15 protein-coding genes are annotated in these 17,405 nt (G+C 66.2%); 10 read left to right on the forward strand and 5 right to left on the reverse strand.

What is annotated here, in order from left to right; all coding sequences use genetic code 11:
* Positions 1 to 71 precede the first annotated feature (71 nt).
* The 6 genes from J5474_RS07745 (at position 72) to J5474_RS07770 (ending at position 5,231) form a co-directional block, all read left to right on the forward strand.
* Positions 72 to 1,205 (forward strand): hypothetical protein, encoded by a 1,134-nt coding sequence (locus tag J5474_RS07745; RefSeq protein WP_209360233.1) that lies wholly within the window; start codon positions 72 to 74, stop codon positions 1,203 to 1,205.
* Between the two features lie 67 nt (positions 1,206 to 1,272).
* The gene (gene trmD / locus J5474_RS07750) at positions 1,273 to 2,070 is read left to right on the forward strand and encodes a tRNA (guanosine(37)-N1)-methyltransferase TrmD (protein WP_209360234.1); all 798 of its coding nucleotides are present in this window, start codon (positions 1,273 to 1,275) and stop codon (positions 2,068 to 2,070) included.
* 57 nt (positions 2,071 to 2,127) lie between these two features.
* Entirely contained in the window at positions 2,128 to 2,469 is a 342-nt protein-coding gene (locus J5474_RS07755; protein WP_209360235.1) for a hypothetical protein, read from the forward strand.
* A 108-nt stretch (positions 2,470 to 2,577) separates the two neighbouring features.
* Positions 2,578 to 3,417: a transketolase gene (locus J5474_RS07760; RefSeq protein ID WP_209360236.1), complete on the forward strand. Its 840-nt coding sequence runs from the start codon at positions 2,578 to 2,580 to the stop codon at positions 3,415 to 3,417.
* Positions 3,414 to 4,445, forward strand: a complete 1,032-nt coding sequence (locus J5474_RS07765) for a transketolase family protein (RefSeq protein ID WP_209360237.1) — start codon at positions 3,414 to 3,416, stop codon at positions 4,443 to 4,445. Before J5474_RS07760 ends, J5474_RS07765 begins: the two co-directional genes overlap by 4 nt.
* A 30-nt stretch (positions 4,446 to 4,475) precedes the next feature.
* Positions 4,476 to 5,231: an SDR family NAD(P)-dependent oxidoreductase gene (locus J5474_RS07770; RefSeq protein ID WP_209360238.1), complete on the forward strand. Its 756-nt coding sequence runs from the start codon at positions 4,476 to 4,478 to the stop codon at positions 5,229 to 5,231.
* A 226-nt stretch (positions 5,232 to 5,457) separates the two neighbouring features.
* On the opposite strand, the gene J5474_RS07775 is transcribed toward J5474_RS07770, so the two are convergent.
* Positions 5,458 to 6,417: a LysR substrate-binding domain-containing protein gene (locus J5474_RS07775; protein ID WP_209360239.1), complete on the reverse strand. Its 960-nt coding sequence runs from the start codon at positions 6,415 to 6,417 to the stop codon at positions 5,458 to 5,460.
* Positions 6,418 to 6,868: 451 nt separating this feature from the next.
* Between J5474_RS07775 and rplS the strand changes: the two genes are divergently transcribed.
* Both rplS and rpmE read left to right on the forward strand, forming a co-directional pair.
* Positions 6,869 to 7,249 (forward strand): 50S ribosomal protein L19, encoded by a 381-nt coding sequence (gene rplS, locus J5474_RS07780; RefSeq protein WP_209360240.1) that lies wholly within the window; start codon positions 6,869 to 6,871, stop codon positions 7,247 to 7,249.
* 12 nt (positions 7,250 to 7,261) lie between these two features.
* The gene (rpmE, locus tag J5474_RS07785) at positions 7,262 to 7,483 is read left to right on the forward strand and encodes a 50S ribosomal protein L31 (RefSeq protein WP_209360241.1); all 222 of its coding nucleotides are present in this window, start codon (positions 7,262 to 7,264) and stop codon (positions 7,481 to 7,483) included.
* Positions 7,484 to 7,681: 198 nt separating this feature from the next.
* On the opposite strand, the gene J5474_RS07790 is transcribed toward rpmE, so the two are convergent.
* The gene (locus tag J5474_RS07790; protein ID WP_209360242.1) at positions 7,682 to 9,061 is read right to left on the reverse strand and encodes a sensor histidine kinase; all 1,380 of its coding nucleotides are present in this window, start codon (positions 9,059 to 9,061) and stop codon (positions 7,682 to 7,684) included.
* A gap of 551 nt (positions 9,062 to 9,612) precedes the next feature.
* Here J5474_RS07790 and J5474_RS07795 point away from each other — a divergent pair.
* A complete protein-coding gene (locus J5474_RS07795) occupies positions 9,613 to 10,965 on the forward strand; it encodes an aminotransferase class III-fold pyridoxal phosphate-dependent enzyme (protein WP_209360243.1) in 1,353 nt (450 codons plus the stop codon).
* Between the two features lie 204 nt (positions 10,966 to 11,169).
* Positions 11,170 to 12,963, forward strand: a complete 1,794-nt coding sequence (locus J5474_RS07800; RefSeq protein ID WP_209360244.1) for a SulP family inorganic anion transporter — start codon at positions 11,170 to 11,172, stop codon at positions 12,961 to 12,963.
* Here J5474_RS07800 and J5474_RS07805 read toward each other — a convergent pair.
* The 3 genes from J5474_RS07805 to serA form a co-directional block, all read right to left on the reverse strand.
* Positions 12,940 to 13,668 carry a metallophosphoesterase family protein gene (locus J5474_RS07805; RefSeq protein WP_209360245.1) on the reverse strand — a complete coding sequence of 243 codons (729 nt, stop codon included), beginning with the start codon at positions 13,666 to 13,668 and terminating at the stop codon, positions 12,940 to 12,942. The genes J5474_RS07800 and J5474_RS07805 overlap by 24 nt on opposite strands.
* Positions 13,669 to 14,400: 732 nt before the next feature.
* The gene (locus tag J5474_RS07810) at positions 14,401 to 15,585 is read right to left on the reverse strand and encodes a cytochrome P450 (RefSeq protein ID WP_209360246.1); all 1,185 of its coding nucleotides are present in this window, start codon (positions 15,583 to 15,585) and stop codon (positions 14,401 to 14,403) included.
* Between the two features lie 215 nt (positions 15,586 to 15,800).
* A complete protein-coding gene (gene serA, locus J5474_RS07815; protein WP_209360247.1) occupies positions 15,801 to 17,396 on the reverse strand; it encodes a phosphoglycerate dehydrogenase in 1,596 nt (531 codons plus the stop codon).
* Positions 17,397 to 17,405: the final 9 nt, after the last annotated feature.

The raw sequence follows: 17,405 nt of genomic DNA on the forward strand, positions 1-17,405 counted from the left end.
ATCCATCCATATCCTGCCATAATTTCCATCCACTTTAGCCGCAATCGAGTCACATTTGATGGACGGTCGCGGTGGACAGGATCACACACAGATTACTCTTTATCAGCCTTGCGCTGATCCCGGCCTCTGCCATGTTGATGATCGTTTGGCGCGGCGGGTTTCAACTGCCCGCGATGCTGCTGACGGTAGCCTGCAGCCTGATGGCGCTCGGCGGGTCGATGACCGAACCGCGCCGCCCGTCTGCCCCTGTCTCGCGCGGTTACGCAGCGCTGCGCCGCGTCCCGCGCGACCTGCCTGACACGGCCTCCCAGCACGCCGCCATCGCCCGCGCACTGGTACCGGAGGACCGCCAGGTGACGATGCACACCCCGCTGTCGCGGGAGCAGGCTACCGCATGGGTGCTGCGCCGCGCGCTGATGGGCTGGGGCCTCACCGATCTGGACCGGATGACCGAAGAACAACGCGCGACGCTTTTCCTGCTGGCGCGGCTGATGACCACCGCCCCCGGAGAAGCCGGGCGGCTGGCGCAATATTTCCGTCGGCCCGATGCCGTTCTTGGCCTACGAGACGAAATCGACACCCTCGCCCGCGCCCGCGCCACATGGGACCGCGACCACCGCCTGTTTCTGGCGACGCAATGGCTCTGGACCCGCCAGCGTCACCATCACGAACCCGGCTCCCTGCTCGAAGCGCTTCAGGCGCTGGGGCCCTCCGACATCGACCTGTGGCACCGCGTGGTTCTGGAACATGACGGCAACCAGCCCGCCCAGCGCGACGCCGCGCTCTGGTGCCTGCGGCAGGCGGGGTGCGACCGTGCCACCGTGGCCACCTACCTCGCGCAGGTCGCGCTGGACGGGCGGCTGCTGGGGGCGGCGCACAGCGGCAACGCGGCCTACCTTGCGGCGGTCCGGGCCACCGTGGCGAACTGGAACGCCGGCCACTACCGCACGGCCGAACTGGCGCTCGACCCGCCCGACGCGCTGGTGGGCGCGGAGCTGCGCGTGGCGCAGACCTTCCACCGCCTGTCCCACCTGACCGGACAGGCCTGGCCGATGCCGATCGGCGCATTTGGCCGGCACGACGGCCGGCCCCCCCGGTTGCGCCAGTCGTGGGACCTGGCCTCCGGGCATCTGACCCGGGACCCGGAGCGCGGCGACTACCTCGACGCACCCGTGACCCTGCCGCTCCAGCCCCACATCGCATAGGCCCGCGCCTGGTCTGCCTGCGCTCGACGCTTGCCTGCGACCTGCCCCTCGGGCTAAGGCAGCGCCCATGTCCGACACGCCCCCCCTTTCGCACGGTCGCAAGACCATCCGCCCCACCCTGAAGCCACGCGAGCTGATGACCGACCGCCCGACGCTGGCGCGGGCGTGGAACGCGCAGGTCATCACGCTCTTTCCGGAGGCCTTCCCCGGCGTTCTCGGCCTGTCCCTGACCGGCAAGGCGCTGAAGGAGGAACGCTGGCAGTTGCAAGCCATCCCCCTGCGCGACTTCGGCGAGGGCAAGCACCGCAATGTCGACGACACACCCGCGGGTGGCGGCGCGGGCATGGTGCTGCGTCCCGATGTCATGGGTGCCGCCATCGAACACGCCCGCGCCGATCAGGACCCCGCCGCTCCGCTGGTCTACCTCTCGCCGCGCGGGCGCCCCTTTACGCAGGCCACAGCCCGCGCGCTGGCGGACCGCCCCGGCGTGACGCTGATCTGCGGCCGTTTCGAAGGACTCGACCAGCGGGTGATCGACCACTACGGCATCACGGAGGTCAGCCTAGGCGACTATGTGCTGACCGGCGGTGAGATCGCCGCGCAGGCGCTGCTGGATGCCACCGTGCGCCTGCTGCCCGGCGTGCTGGGCAATGCCGCCTCCACGGAGGAGGAAAGCTTTTCCGACGGTCTGCTGGAGCATCCGCAATACACCCGCCCCACCGAATGGCAGGGTCTTGGCATCCCCGACGTGTTGATGTCCGGCCACCATGGCGAAATCGCCAAATGGCGCCGCGCCCAGGCCGAAGCGCTGACCAAGGAGCGCCGCCCCGATCTCTGGGCTCTCTGGAAGGCGCGGCAGGGCTAGGCTTTACGCAGCGGAAATCGCGCGGCACACTGGGTCCACCTGTACAGGAGTCAACCCATGCGCCGCGCCCTCAGCCTGCTTTGCCTCGCCATCCCCTCCTTCGCCTCGCCCGTTCTCGGCTTTGAACACAGCGTGGAATACCGCTTTTCCGGGGTGGAACTGACCGGCTTTGCCATCACCGAAGGACCGGACGAAGACCCCGCGCTGCTGTCGCTCTCGCTGCTGACCGACAGCATGGGACCGATCACGCTCGAGATCGAATCCGACCTCGGCTTCGGCGACTGCGCGGCGGTGCTCGGGATGGCGCAGGGCGATCCGGGGACCAGTATCGTTCTGCAGGCGGACCTGAACGCGCGCACCCTGAACGGCGTCACGCTGCTGCGCTGCTCCGCGCATTGACCCGAGCACGGCATCGTTAAGCTCAGCTAACGAACCCGTGCGTTTTTCGAACAAGTCACGCCAGCCTCCCCCGTGCTACGCAATCCCCGGAACCGAGGGAGGCGGGAGATGACACAGACATTGTCCAACGTGTCGCTGGCACAGCGCGCGTGGAACATAAGGCGCAAGGCGCTCTTGATGGGCGAGGTGCAGGGGCAGGGCTACATCGGCCAGGCGCTTGGCGTCGCGGACGTGCTGGCGACGGCCTATTTCCACGCCATGGACTACCGCGCCGAGGATCCAGAATGGGAGGGGCGCGACCGTTTCTACCTGTCGATCGGGCACTATGCCATCGCACTCTATGCCGCGCTGATGGAGGCGGGCATCCTGCCCGACGACGAGCTGGCGACCTACGGCATGGACGACAGCCGGATGCCCATGTCGGGCATGGCCTCCTACACGCCGGGGATGGAGATCACCGGCGGCTCCCTCGGGCAGGGTCTGGGCATCGCCGTGGGTGCGGCACTGGGCCTGAAGCGCAAGAAGAACCCCGCCTTCATCTTCAACCTCATGTCGGACGGCGAACTGGGCGAAGGATCCACCTGGGAGGCGGTCATGTCCGCCACCCAATGGCAGCTCGACAACCTGATCTGCGTGGTCGACTTCAACAACCAGCAGGCCGACGGGCCGTCCCGGAATGCGCTGGCGGTGGGGGCCGAGGCGCCCAAATGGCAGGCCTTTGGCTGGCACGCGCAGGAGGTCGACGGCAACGACATGGACGCGCTGGTCGCCGCCTTCGATGCCGCCCGCGCGCTGAAGGACCCGAAGCCCCGCGTCATCATCTGCAACACCACCATGTGCAAAGGCGTCGATTTCCTCGAAGCGCGCGAGATCACCCATTTCGTCCGCGTCGAGGCCGACGAATGGGCCAAGGCACTGGAAAAGCTGGACGAAGGAAAACCGCAATGACCCTCGCCTCGATGAAGCGCAAATACGAACCACGCCGCGTGCCCGACCAGACGGTGGCGACCTCCGCCATGATCGCCTCGCTCTCGGCCGAAGGCTACGACACCGTCGACGCCCCGTTCGGCCACGCGCTGACCCGCGCCGCCGAAGGCGATGACCGGGTCGTCGGCCTCTCCGCCGACCTGTCGAAATACACCGACCTGCATGTCTTTGCCAAAGCCATGCCGGACCGCTTCTACCAGATGGGCATGGCCGAACAGCTTCTCATGTCGGCGGCGGCGGGCATGGCGCGCGAGGGCTTCATCCCCTTCGCCACCACCTACGCCGTCTTCGCCTCGCGCCGGGCCTACGATTTCATCGCCATGGCCATCGCAGAGGAAAACCTGCCGGTGAAGATCGCCTGCGCCCTGCCCGGCCTGACCACGGGCTACGGCCCCTCGCACCAGGCGACCGAGGACCTCGCGATCTTCCGGGGCCTGCCGAACATGGTGGTGATCGACCCCTGCGACGCCACCGACATCGCCGGCATGGTGCCGGAGATGATCGCCCACGACGGTCCGGTCTACGCCCGCCTTCTGCGCGGCAAGGTCGCCAAGGTGCTGACCCGGCACAAGCCCGACTACCGCTTCCGGCTGGGAAAGGCGCAGATGATCCGCGAGGGCCGCGACGTGCTGGTGATCGCATCGGGCATCATGACCATGCGCGCGCTCGACGCCGCCGAACGCCTCGCGCAGGACAATGTCGACGTCGCCGTGCTGCACGTCCCCACGATCAAGCCGCTCGATACGGAGACGATCCTCGCCGAGGTCGGACGCGGCGGGCGGCTGGTGGTCACGGCGGAAAATCATACAGAAAATGGCGGGCTGGGCGAGGCCGTGGCGCGCCAGATCCTGACAGCGGGGCATACCCCGTCCTTCCGCATGATCGCCCTGCCCGACGAATTTCTGGAGGCGGGGGCGCTGCCCACGCTGCACGACATGTACGGCCTCTCCGTCGACCGGGTCGCGGAGAGCATCAAGGGCTGGCTGTAGCGCCAATCGAACGCCCACAGGGAGAACACCATGGGACTACTGGACGGAAAGACCGCCATCATCACCGGCGCGGCATCCCCGCGCGGGCTGGGCAAGGCCGCGGCCATGCTCTTTGCCGAGCACGGCTGCCGCGTCGCCATCACCGACCTTGACGAAGCCGCGGCGCAGGCCGCCGCCGCCGACCTTCCGGGCACGGGGCACATCGGTCTCGCGGGCAATGTCACCGACCGGGGCGACTGCGACGCGGCGGCCCGCGCCGTGCTCGACGCCTTCGGCCGCATCGACATTCTGGTGAACAACGCAGGCATCACCCAGCCGCTGAAGCTGATGGAGATCGCGCCCGAGAACTACGAGGCCGTCACAGACGTCTCCCTGCGCGGCACGCTCTACATGAGCCAGGCCGTCATCCCGGCGATGCGGGCGCAGGGCGCGGGCTCCATCGTCAACCTGTCGTCGGTTTCCGCCCAGCGCGGCGGCGGCATCTTCGGCGGTCCGCATTACTCGGCGGCCAAGGCGGGCGTGCTGGGCCTGACAAAGGCGATGGCCCGCGAACTCGCCCCCGACGGCGTGCGCGCCAACGCGATCTGCCCCGGCTTCATCGCCACCGACATCACCGCCGGGAAACTGACGCCCGAGATGCGCGCCCAGGCGCTGGCCAGCATCCCCATGGGCCGCGCCGGGGAAGCCTCGGACGTGGCGGGCTGCGCGCTTTTTCTCGCCTCCGACCTGTCGGCCTATTGCACCGGAACGGAGGTCGATGTGAACGGCGGGTCGCTTATCCACTGAACGGGTTTTTGGCGGCTCGCGGCGACGTCCCGGCGGCTCACCGGAGCCACTCACCGGGACGAGTCGTCGCGGGGCGGACGCACGGCGTTGCGCCTGTCGGAACGATATGCGACACGCGCCCCCGGCAGATCATTGATTGATCTTTCGCCTCCCGACGCCGCGCCCCCTCTCCCATTTGGGGCGCGGCGTTTTCCGTCCCCCGATTCCGCGCCGATCCTCCAGCCGTTCAGGTCGCTTGCGCCATCTGCTCCGGGCTGGCCGCAACCAGACGACACTGCCGTTCCAGCACCGCCTGCACCCGTGCCTCGTGCGCCTGCGCCTCTGACCCGATCCAGTCGCGAAACCGCCGCACGATGCGGCGTGTCAGGTGGCGCTCCGGGGCAACGAACCAATAGGCCGGAAAGACCATCACCGGCAGCGCGGGCGCAAAGGGCACCAGTTCGCCGCGTTCCAGTTCGCCCAGGCACAGCGCCGCGCTGTCCAGCGCCACACCGCCGCCCTGCCTGGCCATCTCGATGGCCATGGAGGACCGGTCAAAGCGGAACGGATAGCCCACCTCCGGCAGTGACAGCCGCTGCGCCGCCAGCCAGACATCCCAACGATACAGCGCCTTGGCGCTGTCGATCAGCCGCGCCTGCGCCAGCTGCGCCACCGGGTCGTCGAACCGCGCGAGGTAGGCGGGGCTGCACAGCGGCAGCACATAATCCTGCATGACCGGCTCCACCACCAGCCCCTCCCAGCGGCCAAGGCCATAGCGCAGGTCGAAATCCACTGTCTCCGTCTCGAAGGCGGAGAATTCCGGCGTGGCGTCGACCCGGATGTTCCAATCCTCGTTCTGCGCCGAAAACCCCGCGATGCGCGACCCCAGCCAGCGCACCCCGAAGGACGGCGAGACCCGCAACACCAGCGACCGCATGTCCCGCTGGCGGCTGATCGCGTCGCGCGCGTTCCTCAGCGCGGCGAAGGCCTGCGTGGTGGTCTGGAACAGACGCTCGCCGTCCTGTGTCAGCACCAGCCGCCGCTTTTCGCGCCGGAACAGGCGGACGCCGAATTGCGCCTCCAGCGTCTTCAACTGCTGGCTGACGGCCGAGGGCGAAACGCCCAGCTCCGCCGCCGCCCGCGTCACGCTGCCAAGGCGGGCAACCGCCTCGAAATGTTCGGTTGCCTTCAGGTTGATGTCGCGCATGTCGTCCCCCAGCGGCGACGGTATCCCGTCCGCATCCCCGCGCGCAATGGCCTGTCCGGCCTCGAACAGGCGCGGATGGACCTGTGCGGAGCCCCCCGGAGCCGTGTCGCCCCAGCGTGTTCCTACCCGACTTTGGCCTGCCGCCTGCCCATACCCGCCCCATCGCCTGCCCGCCCGCGGAACCCCTTGCGAAACCCCTTGCGACATGGGCCTTGCGACATGGGCCTTGCGCGCGTATAGGGGCGCATCCAGTGGGCACCGGGGCGACTCGGTGCCTGTTGGTTTCGTGAGACCGGTCCCCCGACACCGCGTCGGCAAGCCGCCCCACGACAGCAAAGCAAAAGCTGACGCGCGCATATCCCCACGCCCCGGCCCCATGGGCCGCGCAGGGGATCACTGCGCCGGCAGACATTTCCGCGGGCAAACCGCGTGGTAGCAAAGGAGAGATCAGATGGACCTGATCGCACAGCTCGAAGCGGAGCAGATCGCGACGCTGGGGAAGACCATCCCCGACTTCAAGGCCGGCGACACCATTCGCGTCGGCTTCAAGGTGACCGAAGGCACCCGTACCCGTGTGCAGAACTACGAAGGCGTCTGCATCAGCCGCAAGAACGGCAAGGGCATCGCGGGTTCGTTCACCGTCCGCAAGATTTCCTTCGGTGAAGGCGTGGAACGTGTGTTCCCGCTGCACTCCACCAACATCGACTACATCGAAGTCGTGCGCCGTGGCCGCGTCCGCCGCGCGAAGATGTATTACCTGCGTTCGCGCCGTGGCAAATCGGCCCGTATCGCGGAAGTCTCCAACTACAAGGCCCCGAAGGCCGAAGCGTAAGGATCAGACGAGATGAAAAAGGATCTGCACCCCGACTACCACCTCGTCACCGTCCGCATGACCGACGGGACCGAGTTCCAGACCCGCACCACCTGGGGCAAGGAAGGCGACACGCTCGTGCTCGACATCGACCCCACCGTGCACCCGGCATGGACCGGCGGCACGGGCCGTATGCTCGACCAGGGCGGCCGCGTGTCCAAGTTCAAGAAGAAGTACGAAGGCCTCGGCTTCTGATCTCTTCCGGTCTTCGGATCGAAACGCAGCGCCGCCCCTCGGGGCGGCGTCTTGCGTTCGGGGCCATGGTTTTCCGATGCGGTCAGCGGTCCCTTCTGCACTGTCCGTCACAGGGCAAGGCAACGTCCCGCCCTTTCGCACCGCCCGCCGTGCATCAGGCGTAACACTTGTCGCGCAACCGGCGACACACCTGGCGCGTCAGGTTTCCGGGACCATCCGCACGGGCATCGGCCCGTCCGGCGACGCCGCGCTCACACTCTTCGACTGAGGGCCCCCAGAGTTGTGAGGCGCGCGCGCTGCAGGCAACAGCAGGGTCACATCGGTCCCCTGCGCAGAGCTGCGGATGCGCAGCCCGCCCCCCGCGCCCTGCACGAAGCCCGCCACCATCGACAGCCCCAGCCCGGTGCCCTTGCCCTCCGGCTTGGTGGTAAAGAACGGCTCCATCACGTGATCCAGATGCTCCGCGACGATGCCCGCACCGGTATCTGACACGGTGATCGTCACGTAGGCCCCCGGCTCCAGCCGCGCGCCGTGATGTTCCGGCGTGCCCTCCAGCACCTCGTGCCCCGTGGCTATGGTCATCGTGCCCTGGCCCTCCATGGCATCGACCGCGTTCTTCACGAGGTTCAACAGCGCCGTCGTCAGCTGCCCCTCGTCGACCTCGATATGCAGCCGCCGCTCCAGCGGAACGAAATTCCGCCTGATCCGGGATGGCACCATCGACCGCACCAGCATCATCATCTGGTCCATCGCCAGATTGGCATCCAGCACCCGCAGCCGCACCGGCGCCTTGCGCGCGTAGATCATCAGCTGCTGCACGACCTCCTCCGCCCGCAGCACCGCGATCTGCGCCTCCCGCACGGCGGCCTCCCTGTCCTCTTCGGCGTCGGACAGGTGGTACAGGTCGAGATTGCCCTTCATCACGGTCAGCATGTTGTTGAAATCATGCGCCATGCCCCCGGCGAGCCGCCCGATGGCCGACATCTTCTGGTCCTGAGCCATCTGCTCCGCCGCGTCCTCCATCGTCAGCCGCGATTTCCGGGTGTAAAGCATCGCCAAAGCCACGTAGGCAAAGGCCGCCGCCGTCACCAGCACCGCGCCAAGCTGCCCTACCAGCCCCTCGAAACGATGCACATGGCTGGCCATGACCACCGCCGACAGGGCGCCAAAGATGCTGATCTGCGCCCAGATCAGCCAGAGCATCCGGTCAGCGCGGCGGATCTGATAGGTGATCGCGGAAATCATCAGCACAGACCCGACCCAGATCAGGGTTGGATCGCTCTGCATCCCCAGCCACGCGGGCAACCACATGAAGGACAGCACCACCACGAGGTACAGCAGCCCCGCGATGGTCAGATCTTCGGTGTCGGCGCGGTCCAGATGCGCGACGATGAACAGGAAGTGGGCCATATGGCACAACAGATAGCCCAGGCACCAGACAAAGGGCATGTACATGCCGTTGTAGAGATGCATCAGAAAAGCGCTGAGGCAGACGCCGACCAGCCGCAGGACCAGCTCGCGCCGGACGCCGTATTCGACCTCGTAGAGGTGTCGCATATCGCGGCGCGCAACGCTCATCGCGGCTGTGGCCTCCCTCCCCGGCTTCCTCGCGTGGCAAACGCATTTGCCCCGGTCGGACCGACCAGTGGAAACCCCTCCCGATCACGGTAAGACAGCCCTCTCGCAGGCAGCAATGGCCCATGCGGATAGTTGCGTGGCCAAACGGAAGCACAACCAATCAGCGACATGACAGGCCTCGCGCGCCCGGCACGTCGCCCAGCGGCGGCTCCGCCCCGGCAAGGCCCGCGTGGTGAAAGGTGGTTTGCGTGACCCGCCCCGGCGCGCGCCCCGGCATCAAGGCGCCGGGGGTGTCGGGGGACGGCGGGCGCCACTTTGGCCACGACATGCAAGACGGAGGGCCCCGCCCGCAACGACCCACCCGTGCCCATCGTCATCAGTCCAAACACTACCAACTGGACCCGCACCATCTGTAACAATCCCTCACCACTCCCCCCAATCTGCGCCTTTTGGCCGAGTCTGGCCAGCAAGGAATACGCCCGCACTGGACAGGGCCCGCCCGCGCTGTCAAATTTGATCAAATCCTCTCCCTCATATCGAAGAGTCGCGCCATGAAAGACGAGAACTTTCTCAAGGAAAACAACGCCCGCCAGATGTGGCACCCGATGGCGCATCCGGGCGATCAGGCCGCGCATCCTCCAAAGATCATTACGCGCGCAGCCGGTGTGCGGATCACAGATATTGACGATCACGCCGTGATCGACGCCGTCGGCGGACTGTGGTGCGTGAACCTCGGCTATTCCAACGATGTGGTGAAGCAATCCATCGCCGACCAGCTTTTCGAACTGCCCTATTACTCCGCCTTTGCAGGATCGTCGAACCCGCCCGCGATCGAGGCGGCGCACGCCGTGCAGGCGTTCTTTGCCGAGGACGGGATCGAGCGGGTGTTCTTCACCTCCGGCGGGTCGGACAGCGTGGAAACCTGCCTGCGGCTGGCGCGCCAATATCACCGTCTGCGCGGTGAACCGACCCGGACCAAATTCATCTCCCTCAAAAAGGGCTACCACGGCACCCATTTCGGCGGGGCCAGCGTGAACGGCAACAACCGTTTCCGCATCAACTACGAACCGCTGCTGCCGGGCTGCTACCACCTGCCCGCGCCCTATCCCTACCGCAACCCGTTCAACGAAACCGATCCGGCCCGTCTGGCGCAGCTCATCGCGCAGGCCTTCGAGGACGAAATCGCCTTTCAGGGCGCCGAAACCATCGCCGCGCTGATCGTTGAACCGATCCTCGGCGCGGGCGGGGTGATCGTGCCGGATGCCAGCTTCATGCCGCTGATGCGCGAGATCTGCGACCGGCACGGCATCCTGATGATCTCCGACGAGGTCATCACCGGCTTCGGCCGCACCGGCGACTGGTCCGGCGCGCGCCACTGGGGCGTGAAGCCCGACATGATGAGCACGGCAAAGGGCATCACCTCGGGCTATTTCCCGGTGGGCGCGGCGCTCATCTCCGGCAAGGTGGCAGAGGTCTTCGAGACGTCGAAACCGGCCGAGGGCACCATCTCCCACGGCTACACCTACTCCGCTCACCCGGTGGGCGCGGCCGCGGTGGTCGCCTGCCTGTCGGAAACCCTGCGGCTGGACACAAAGGCCAACGCCGCCGCGCGGGGCACGCAGCTTTTTGACGGCGTCCGCAAGCTGGCGGAGAAGCACGGGCTGATCGGCGATGTGCGCGGCGGTCATGGCCTGATGACCGGGATCGAGCTGGTCTCCGACCGCGCGCAGAAGACCCCGCTTGACGGCACCACGGTGAAACGCATCCACGAAGCGGTCTACGAGGCGGGCGCCATGGTGCGCATGTCGGGCCACAACTTCCTGATGTCGCCGCCGCTGACCATCACCGAGGACGAGGTGAACAGCGTTCTCGGGGCACTCGACACGGGCTTCGCCTCGGTCTGATACACGGAACGAAGGGCGGGCATGGGTCCGCCCCCCTGCAATCCTCCACCTCCCGAAGCATGACCGCAAGACGCCCGCCAAAGGCTCCGGCCGGAAACAGCACCCCCGGGAAAACCTGCATTCCATCCTTTTCAAATTCTGCTTTTAGAATATATAGAGGTCCAAACGGCGAGTCGTCGCCCCTCCAATCTGCAGGACACCCAAATGAAGCTTCCACGATTGTCCGCGAAGACCTTCACCCAGTACATGCCGATTCTCCAGTGGGGCCGGCAGTACGACAGGGACCAGGCCACCTCCGACCTCGTTGCCGCCGTGATCGTCACGATCATGCTGATCCCGCAATCGCTGGCCTATGCGCTGCTCGCCGGCCTGCCCGCCGAAATGGGCCTTTATGCCTCCATCCTGCCGCTGGTGGCCTACGCCATCTTCGGCACCTCCCGCGCGCTGGCCGTCGGCCCCGTCGCCGTCGTGTCGCTGATGACCGCCGCCGCCATCGGCAACCTCGGGCTGACCGATCCGGTGGAAATCGCCATGGCCGCAGGCACGCTCGCATTCATCTCCGGCGCCTTCCTCATGGTCATGGGCGTGTTCAAGCTCGGCTTTGTGGCGAATTTCCTGTCGCACCCGGTTATCGCGGGATTCATCACCGCCTCCGGCATCCTGATCGCCACCTCGCAGCTGAAGCATATCTTCGGCATCTCCGCAGGCGGTCACAACCTCGTCGAGACGGTCGAATCCCTGCTCGCCCATCAGGATCAGGCCAACATCATCACCATGGGCATCGGCCTGACCGTGACCGGCTTCCTGTTCTGGGTCCGCAAGGGCCTGAAACCCCTGCTGATCTCCACCGGCATGAAACCGCGCCTTGCCGACATCGCGGCCAAGGCCGGGCCCGTCGCCGCCGTTGCGGCGACCATCCTCGCCACATGGGCCTTTGGCCTGCACGACAAGGGCGTGAAGATCGTCGGCGACGTGCCCATGGGCCTGCCGCCGCTGACGTTGCCGTCGCTTGACGGCACGCTCTGGGGGCAACTGGCGCTGCCCGCCATCCTGATCTCCATCATCGGCTTCGTCGAATCCGTCTCCGTGGCGCAGACGCTGGCCGCCAAGCGCCGCCAGCGCATTGTCCCGGATCAGGAACTGATCGGCCTCGGCGCGTCCAACATCGCCTCCGCCGTGACGGGGGGCTACCCGGTGACGGGCGGCTTTGCCCGCTCCGTGGTGAACTTCGACGCCGGTGCGGAAACCCCCGCCGCAGGTGCCTATACCGCCGTGGGCATCGGCCTTGCCGCGCTGCTGCTGACGCCGCTGCTGTACTTCCTCCCCATTGCCACGCTGGCCGCGACGATCATCGTCGCCGTGCTGTCGCTGGTCGACCTGTCGATCCTGACAAAGGCCTGGGGCTATTCAAAGGTCGACTTCGCCGCCGTCGCCGCGACGATCTTCCTGACCCTCGGGCTGGGCGTCGAAGTCGGCGTCTCCGCCGGTGTGCTGATCTCCATCGGTCTGCACCTCTACAAGACCTCGCGTCCGCACGTCGCCGAAATCGGCCTCGTCCCCGGCACGCAGCACTTCCGGAACATCCTGCGGCACACGGTCGAAACCCGGCCGCACCTCGTCACCCTGCGCGTCGACGAAAGCCTGTATTTCGCCAATGCGCGGTTCCTTGAGGATTACGTGCTGAACCGCGTCGCCTGCGAAGAACCGATCACCGACGTGGTTCTGAACTGCCCCGCCGTGAACGAAATCGACATGTCTGCGCTGGAAACGCTGGAGGAACTGAACCGCCGCCTGTCGGAAATGGACATCCGCCTGCACCTGTCCGAAGTCAAAGGCCCCGTGACGGACCGCCTCAAACGCTCGCACTTCCTCGATGACCTCACCGGGCAGGTCTTCCTGTCACAGTTTCAGGCATGGGAGGCGCTCAGCCCGACCCCCGCACCCGTTACGCGGCCGGAAACCGACACCGGCCCCTCAGCGGAGTCGAACGCGGCCTGACTCCCGGAGGGCGTGGATCGTCTCGCCCTCGAACACGGCCACCGTGAGAGGCTTGCCATAGCCCGCCCCGGTATCGAGGTTCAGCCGGTTGACGCGCAGATCGGGCGTCTCGACCGGCGTGTGCCCATGCACCACAAGCGCGCCGTGATCGGTTTCGTCGTGCAGGAACGCTTCGCGGATCCATACAAGGTCGTCCTCGTGCTGATCCGACAGCGCCACGCCCGGCCGCACGCCCGCATGGGCAAAGAACAGCCCCGTCTCGCGGTGGCAGATCTTCAGGCTGGCCAGAAACTCCAGATGTGCGTCGGGCACCCGCTCGCGCAGCGTTTGGGCCAGATCCTCGGAACGGATGCGCTCCGGCACGTCCACACCATAGCTTTGCATGGTTTCGCGCCCGCCGATGTTGGGATGCGTCCAGTCGTAGCCGATCAGAAGGTGCGGATCGTTGCGCGGCTTCGGCGGCAGCACGAACCATTCGAACAGGCGGTCGTGGTTGCCCTTGACGCAGGTCCAGTTGCGCCCCTTGGCAAGCCCCTCGGTCAGCGTGTCGATCACGCCCTTCGAATCCGGTCCCCGGTCGACGTAATCGCCCAGAAAGACGATGCGCGCTTCCGTGCCGCCGTCGTTTTCGATACGGGCCAGCGCCGTGTCGAGCATGGCGCTCTGGCCGTGAATGTCGCCAATGGCGTAGATCCTGTCTGTCATGCGGCAGACGTAGCACGGTCGCAGGGGGCCGACCACTGCGTGCAGCGCCGCGCGACATGGCTACGCAGATCGCCGGGGCATTCCCGGTTCCCTTCAGACCTTGTCGTTTCGCGCGGGATCATTTCACGCGGGCGATTCCTCCGTCAGGACAGATCACGAGAGGTATTTCACCCATATTCACGCTGCTTGCCTCGGTGTCCGGCAGTCTGGGAACAGGCCGGGGAATCCCGAAGTCAGCGCCGCGCGTCCATGGCGTGTCTCTCGCGCAGACACACCTGCCCCTGCCGGGATGAAGCGGCTTTTCCATCGTCGCCGCCTGCCTGATAGCGGCCCGATACTGGCCCGATACTGGCTTGGCCCATGGCGCGGGACCGGCCCGCGCTGCCGCACTTGGGGACAATATGAGCCGCACTCGCCGCCATGGTGGCCGCCATCGTACCGAGGCTCCTCACGCCGCACATCAAACAGGGCGCCTACCACCCCGTACCGGGCTACTGCCCCCCCCCGCGCGGGAACAGCAAGACACGGGGCCTGTGAAACGGGGCCTGTGAAACGCGGGACCTGTGAAACCGGCGGCGCTGGCCGCCCTGCGCCGCTTTCCACAGCTCAGGTCACGCGCTCCGCAACCCGCCCAAAATCCTCATCCGGGGCCCCAAGAGGTTCACACCCGGTAAACGCGGCCCCGTAACCTCCTGATTTCGCTTGTCCGACAAGACGTCCCAGCATGGGACATCAGGCCAGCCTTACCGGCATGTTGAGCGGCCCCCGAAATCCGAACCCGGACCAGACCACGCTCTCGGGTTCCTCCAGGCTCATGTCCGGGAATCGGTCGAACAGGAGGGGCAGCATGATCTGGGCCAGCATCATCCGCGCCACATGGGTGCCCTGGCAGAAATGCGGGCCATTACCGAAACTCTGGTGGGTCTTTCTGGGCCGGAAGAGGTCGTAGACATGGCCGTTTTCATGGACCTCCTCGTCATGCCCGGCGCTGGCCTGGCTGGTCATGACCACCTTGCCCTTCGGGATGAAATGGCCGCGAATCTCGGTATCCTCGGTGACGAGCCGCGAAGAGGTCTGGATCGGCGCCACCCATCGCACGCCCTCCTCGAAGGCCTCGGTGAACCACTTGTCATCCTCCTTCATCGCGGCCTTGAAATCCGGGTTGCCAAGCACCCCGTAAAGGATCGTACAAAGCGCGTCGCGCGGCTCGTTGATGCCGCCGCCGATGGCGATCTTGATGTTGGCCTCGATCTGGGTCAGTGGGATCGGGTCCTCGGCATTGACCATGGCCGACAGGGCGGACGGCCCCTTCTCCACCCGGTGCTGCTCCGCCTCGCGGGCAAAGAGCGCGTTCATCGCGCCATGGGCCGCGTCGGTGATCTCGAACGGCTCCGGCGCCCAGCCAAAGTTCCCCGCCCCGTCGATCAGTGCCTGCGACCAGTGAATCATCTCGGCGTCGGTGGCGGATTCGATGCCGAGCAGGTGCGTCAGGCAGCGCGCCGCGAAGGGTGCCGCCAAAGCCGGGAAGATATCGACCACCTCGCCGCGCGGCAGGCGCGCGACGTAGTCCTCGGCGACCCTCTGGTAGATCCCGCGCCAGTGGCCACGCAGGTTCTTCGGCGCAAAAGCCGGCGCCATGGCCCCCCGCTCGCGGGCGTGCTCCTCGCCATCCTTCCGCATCAGGGTATGCGCCATGAAGGCCCGCTGCATCGGCGTTTGCGGGTCATCCGAAGAGAACAGGACCGGATTATCCTTCACCGCCTTGGTGTCGGCGGCCTTGGTCAGAAGAATGCGGTTGATGGCCGGAACTTCGACCACCGGAGCCTCCGCCCGCAGGCGGCGATAGATGGTGTAGGGGTCGCGGACAAGATCCGGGATCACGATGGACGTATCCACCGGAATGGCAAGGGTCGTCATGATGTGCTCTCCTCCCAGAGATTTCGTCCACTCTTGAACAAAATCGGGAGTCGCACAAGCGAAACGGGTGGCCACGGATTCCGTGCAATGGAAAAAGTATCCCCCGGCCCTTCCAGACGGGACTCCGACTCGCGAAGCCCGCTTTCGCGGCCGGGGGAACGACTTGTCTCCGGGCGACCTGTGGGGCCGCCCATATCAGATTTCAGATGACGCGTTCAGGCCACGTCGAACGACAGCGGCTTTACCTGCTGGAACAGGCCGGTGGCCTTCAGGTCCGCGATTGCCTTCTCCGGGATCGGCTCGTCGATGTAGAGCAGCGCGATGGCCTCGCCCTTCGCCACTGCGCGGCCGAGGGTGAAGTTCGCGATGTTCACGCCGTTGGCGCCGCAGGTCTGGCCCAGTGTACCGATGATGCCCGGGACATCCTCGTTGGTGGTGTAGACCATGTGGCGGCCCACCTCCGCGTCGATGTTGATCCCCTTGATCTGGATGAAGCGCGGCTTGCCATCGGAGAACACCGTGCCCGCGATGGAACGCTCCTTGGACTCGGTCACCACGGTCACCTTGACGTAGCCCTCAAAAGCCCCGGTCTGGGCCTGGTTCGTGGTCGAGATCTTGATGCCCCGCTCGGCGGCGATCAGCGGCGCGGAGACCATGTTCACGTCCGGGTTCACCGACTTCATGATCCCGGCAATCAAAGAGCAGTTCAGCGCCTTGAGGTTCATGGTCGCGGCGTGGCCGTCGTAGAGGATGTTGATCGCCTTGATCGGCTCATCGGTCATCTGACCGATAAAGTTGCCGAGGTGCCCGGCCAGGTCGATCCACGGGCCCATGACCTTTGCCTCTTCGGCGGTGACATTGGGCATGTTCAACGCGTTGGTCACGGCGCCGGTCAGCAGGTAGTCGGACATCTGCTCCGCCACCTGAAGGGCGACGTTCTCCTGCGCCTCGGTGGTCGACGCGCCAAGGTGCGGTGTGCAGACAACGTTGGGCAGGTTGAACAGCGGGTTCTCCTTCGCGGGTTCCTCCGCAAAGACGTCAAAGGCGGCGCCTGCCACATGGCCCGACGTGACGAGTTCGGCCAGCGCGGCCTCGTCCACCAGACCACCACGGGCGCAGTTGATGATGCGCACGCCTTTCTTCGTCTTTTCGAGGTTTTCCTTCGAGAGGATGTTGCGGGTGCCGTCGGTCAGCGGAACGTGCAGGGTGATGAAGTCGGCGCGCTTGAGCAATTCCTCCAGTTCCACCTTCTCGACCTGCATCTCCTCGGCCTTCTCTTCCGACAGGAAGGGGTCGTAGGCGATGACCTTCATCTTCAGGCCGCGCGCGCGGTCGCAGACGATGCCGCCGATGTTACCCGCGCCGATCACGCCCAGCGTCTTGCCGGTCAGCTCGACGCCCATGAACTTCGACTTCTCCCACTTGCCCGCATGGGTGGAGGCGGAGGCCTCAGGGATCTGGCGGGCGACGGCAAACATCATGGCGATGGCGTGCTCGGCAGTGGTGATCATGTTGCCGAAGGGCGTGTTCATGACGATCACGCCTTTCTTCGACGCCGCTTCCTTGTCGACGTTATCGGTGCCGATGCCGGCGCGGCCGACGACCTTGAGGTTGGTGGCGTGCTCCAGCAGGGAGGGGGTCACCTTGGTCGCGGAGCGGATCGCGAGGCCATCGTATTGGCCGATGATCTCGGCCAGCTTTTCCTTGTCCTTGCCGACGTCGGGCAGATAGTCGACCTCGATTCCGCGATCGCGGAAGATCTGGACGGCGGTTTCGGAGAGCTTGTCGGAGACGAGAACTTTGGGAGCCATGTCAGGGGT

Origin of the sequence: Sagittula salina, from assembly GCF_017813235.1 — a bacterium.
Lineage (GTDB): Bacteria > Pseudomonadota > Alphaproteobacteria > Rhodobacterales > Rhodobacteraceae > Sagittula > Sagittula salina.

Coding starts and splice junctions, on each gene's coding strand:
- trmD (WP_209360234.1), top strand. CDS start 1,273: ATGTCCGACACGCCCCCCCTTTCGCACGGTCGCAAGACCATCCGCCCC.
- J5474_RS07755 (WP_209360235.1), top strand. CDS start 2,128: ATGCGCCGCGCCCTCAGCCTGCTTTGCCTCGCCATCCCCTCCTTCGCC.
- J5474_RS07760 (WP_209360236.1), top strand. CDS start 2,578: ATGACACAGACATTGTCCAACGTGTCGCTGGCACAGCGCGCGTGGAAC.
- J5474_RS07765 (WP_209360237.1), top strand. CDS start 3,414: ATGACCCTCGCCTCGATGAAGCGCAAATACGAACCACGCCGCGTGCCC.
- J5474_RS07770 (WP_209360238.1), top strand. CDS start 4,476: ATGGGACTACTGGACGGAAAGACCGCCATCATCACCGGCGCGGCATCC.
- J5474_RS07775 (WP_209360239.1), bottom strand. CDS start 6,417: ATGCGCGACATCAACCTGAAGGCAACCGAACATTTCGAGGCGGTTGCC.
- rplS (WP_209360240.1), top strand. CDS start 6,869: ATGGACCTGATCGCACAGCTCGAAGCGGAGCAGATCGCGACGCTGGGG.
- rpmE (WP_209360241.1), top strand. CDS start 7,262: ATGAAAAAGGATCTGCACCCCGACTACCACCTCGTCACCGTCCGCATG.
- J5474_RS07790 (WP_209360242.1), bottom strand. CDS start 9,061: ATGAGCGTTGCGCGCCGCGATATGCGACACCTCTACGAGGTCGAATAC.
- J5474_RS07795 (WP_209360243.1), top strand. CDS start 9,613: ATGAAAGACGAGAACTTTCTCAAGGAAAACAACGCCCGCCAGATGTGG.
- J5474_RS07800 (WP_209360244.1), top strand. CDS start 11,170: ATGAAGCTTCCACGATTGTCCGCGAAGACCTTCACCCAGTACATGCCG.
- J5474_RS07805 (WP_209360245.1), bottom strand. CDS start 13,668: ATGACAGACAGGATCTACGCCATTGGCGACATTCACGGCCAGAGCGCC.
- J5474_RS07810 (WP_209360246.1), bottom strand. CDS start 15,585: ATGACGACCCTTGCCATTCCGGTGGATACGTCCATCGTGATCCCGGAT.
- serA (WP_209360247.1), bottom strand. CDS start 17,396: ATGGCTCCCAAAGTTCTCGTCTCCGACAAGCTCTCCGAAACCGCCGTC.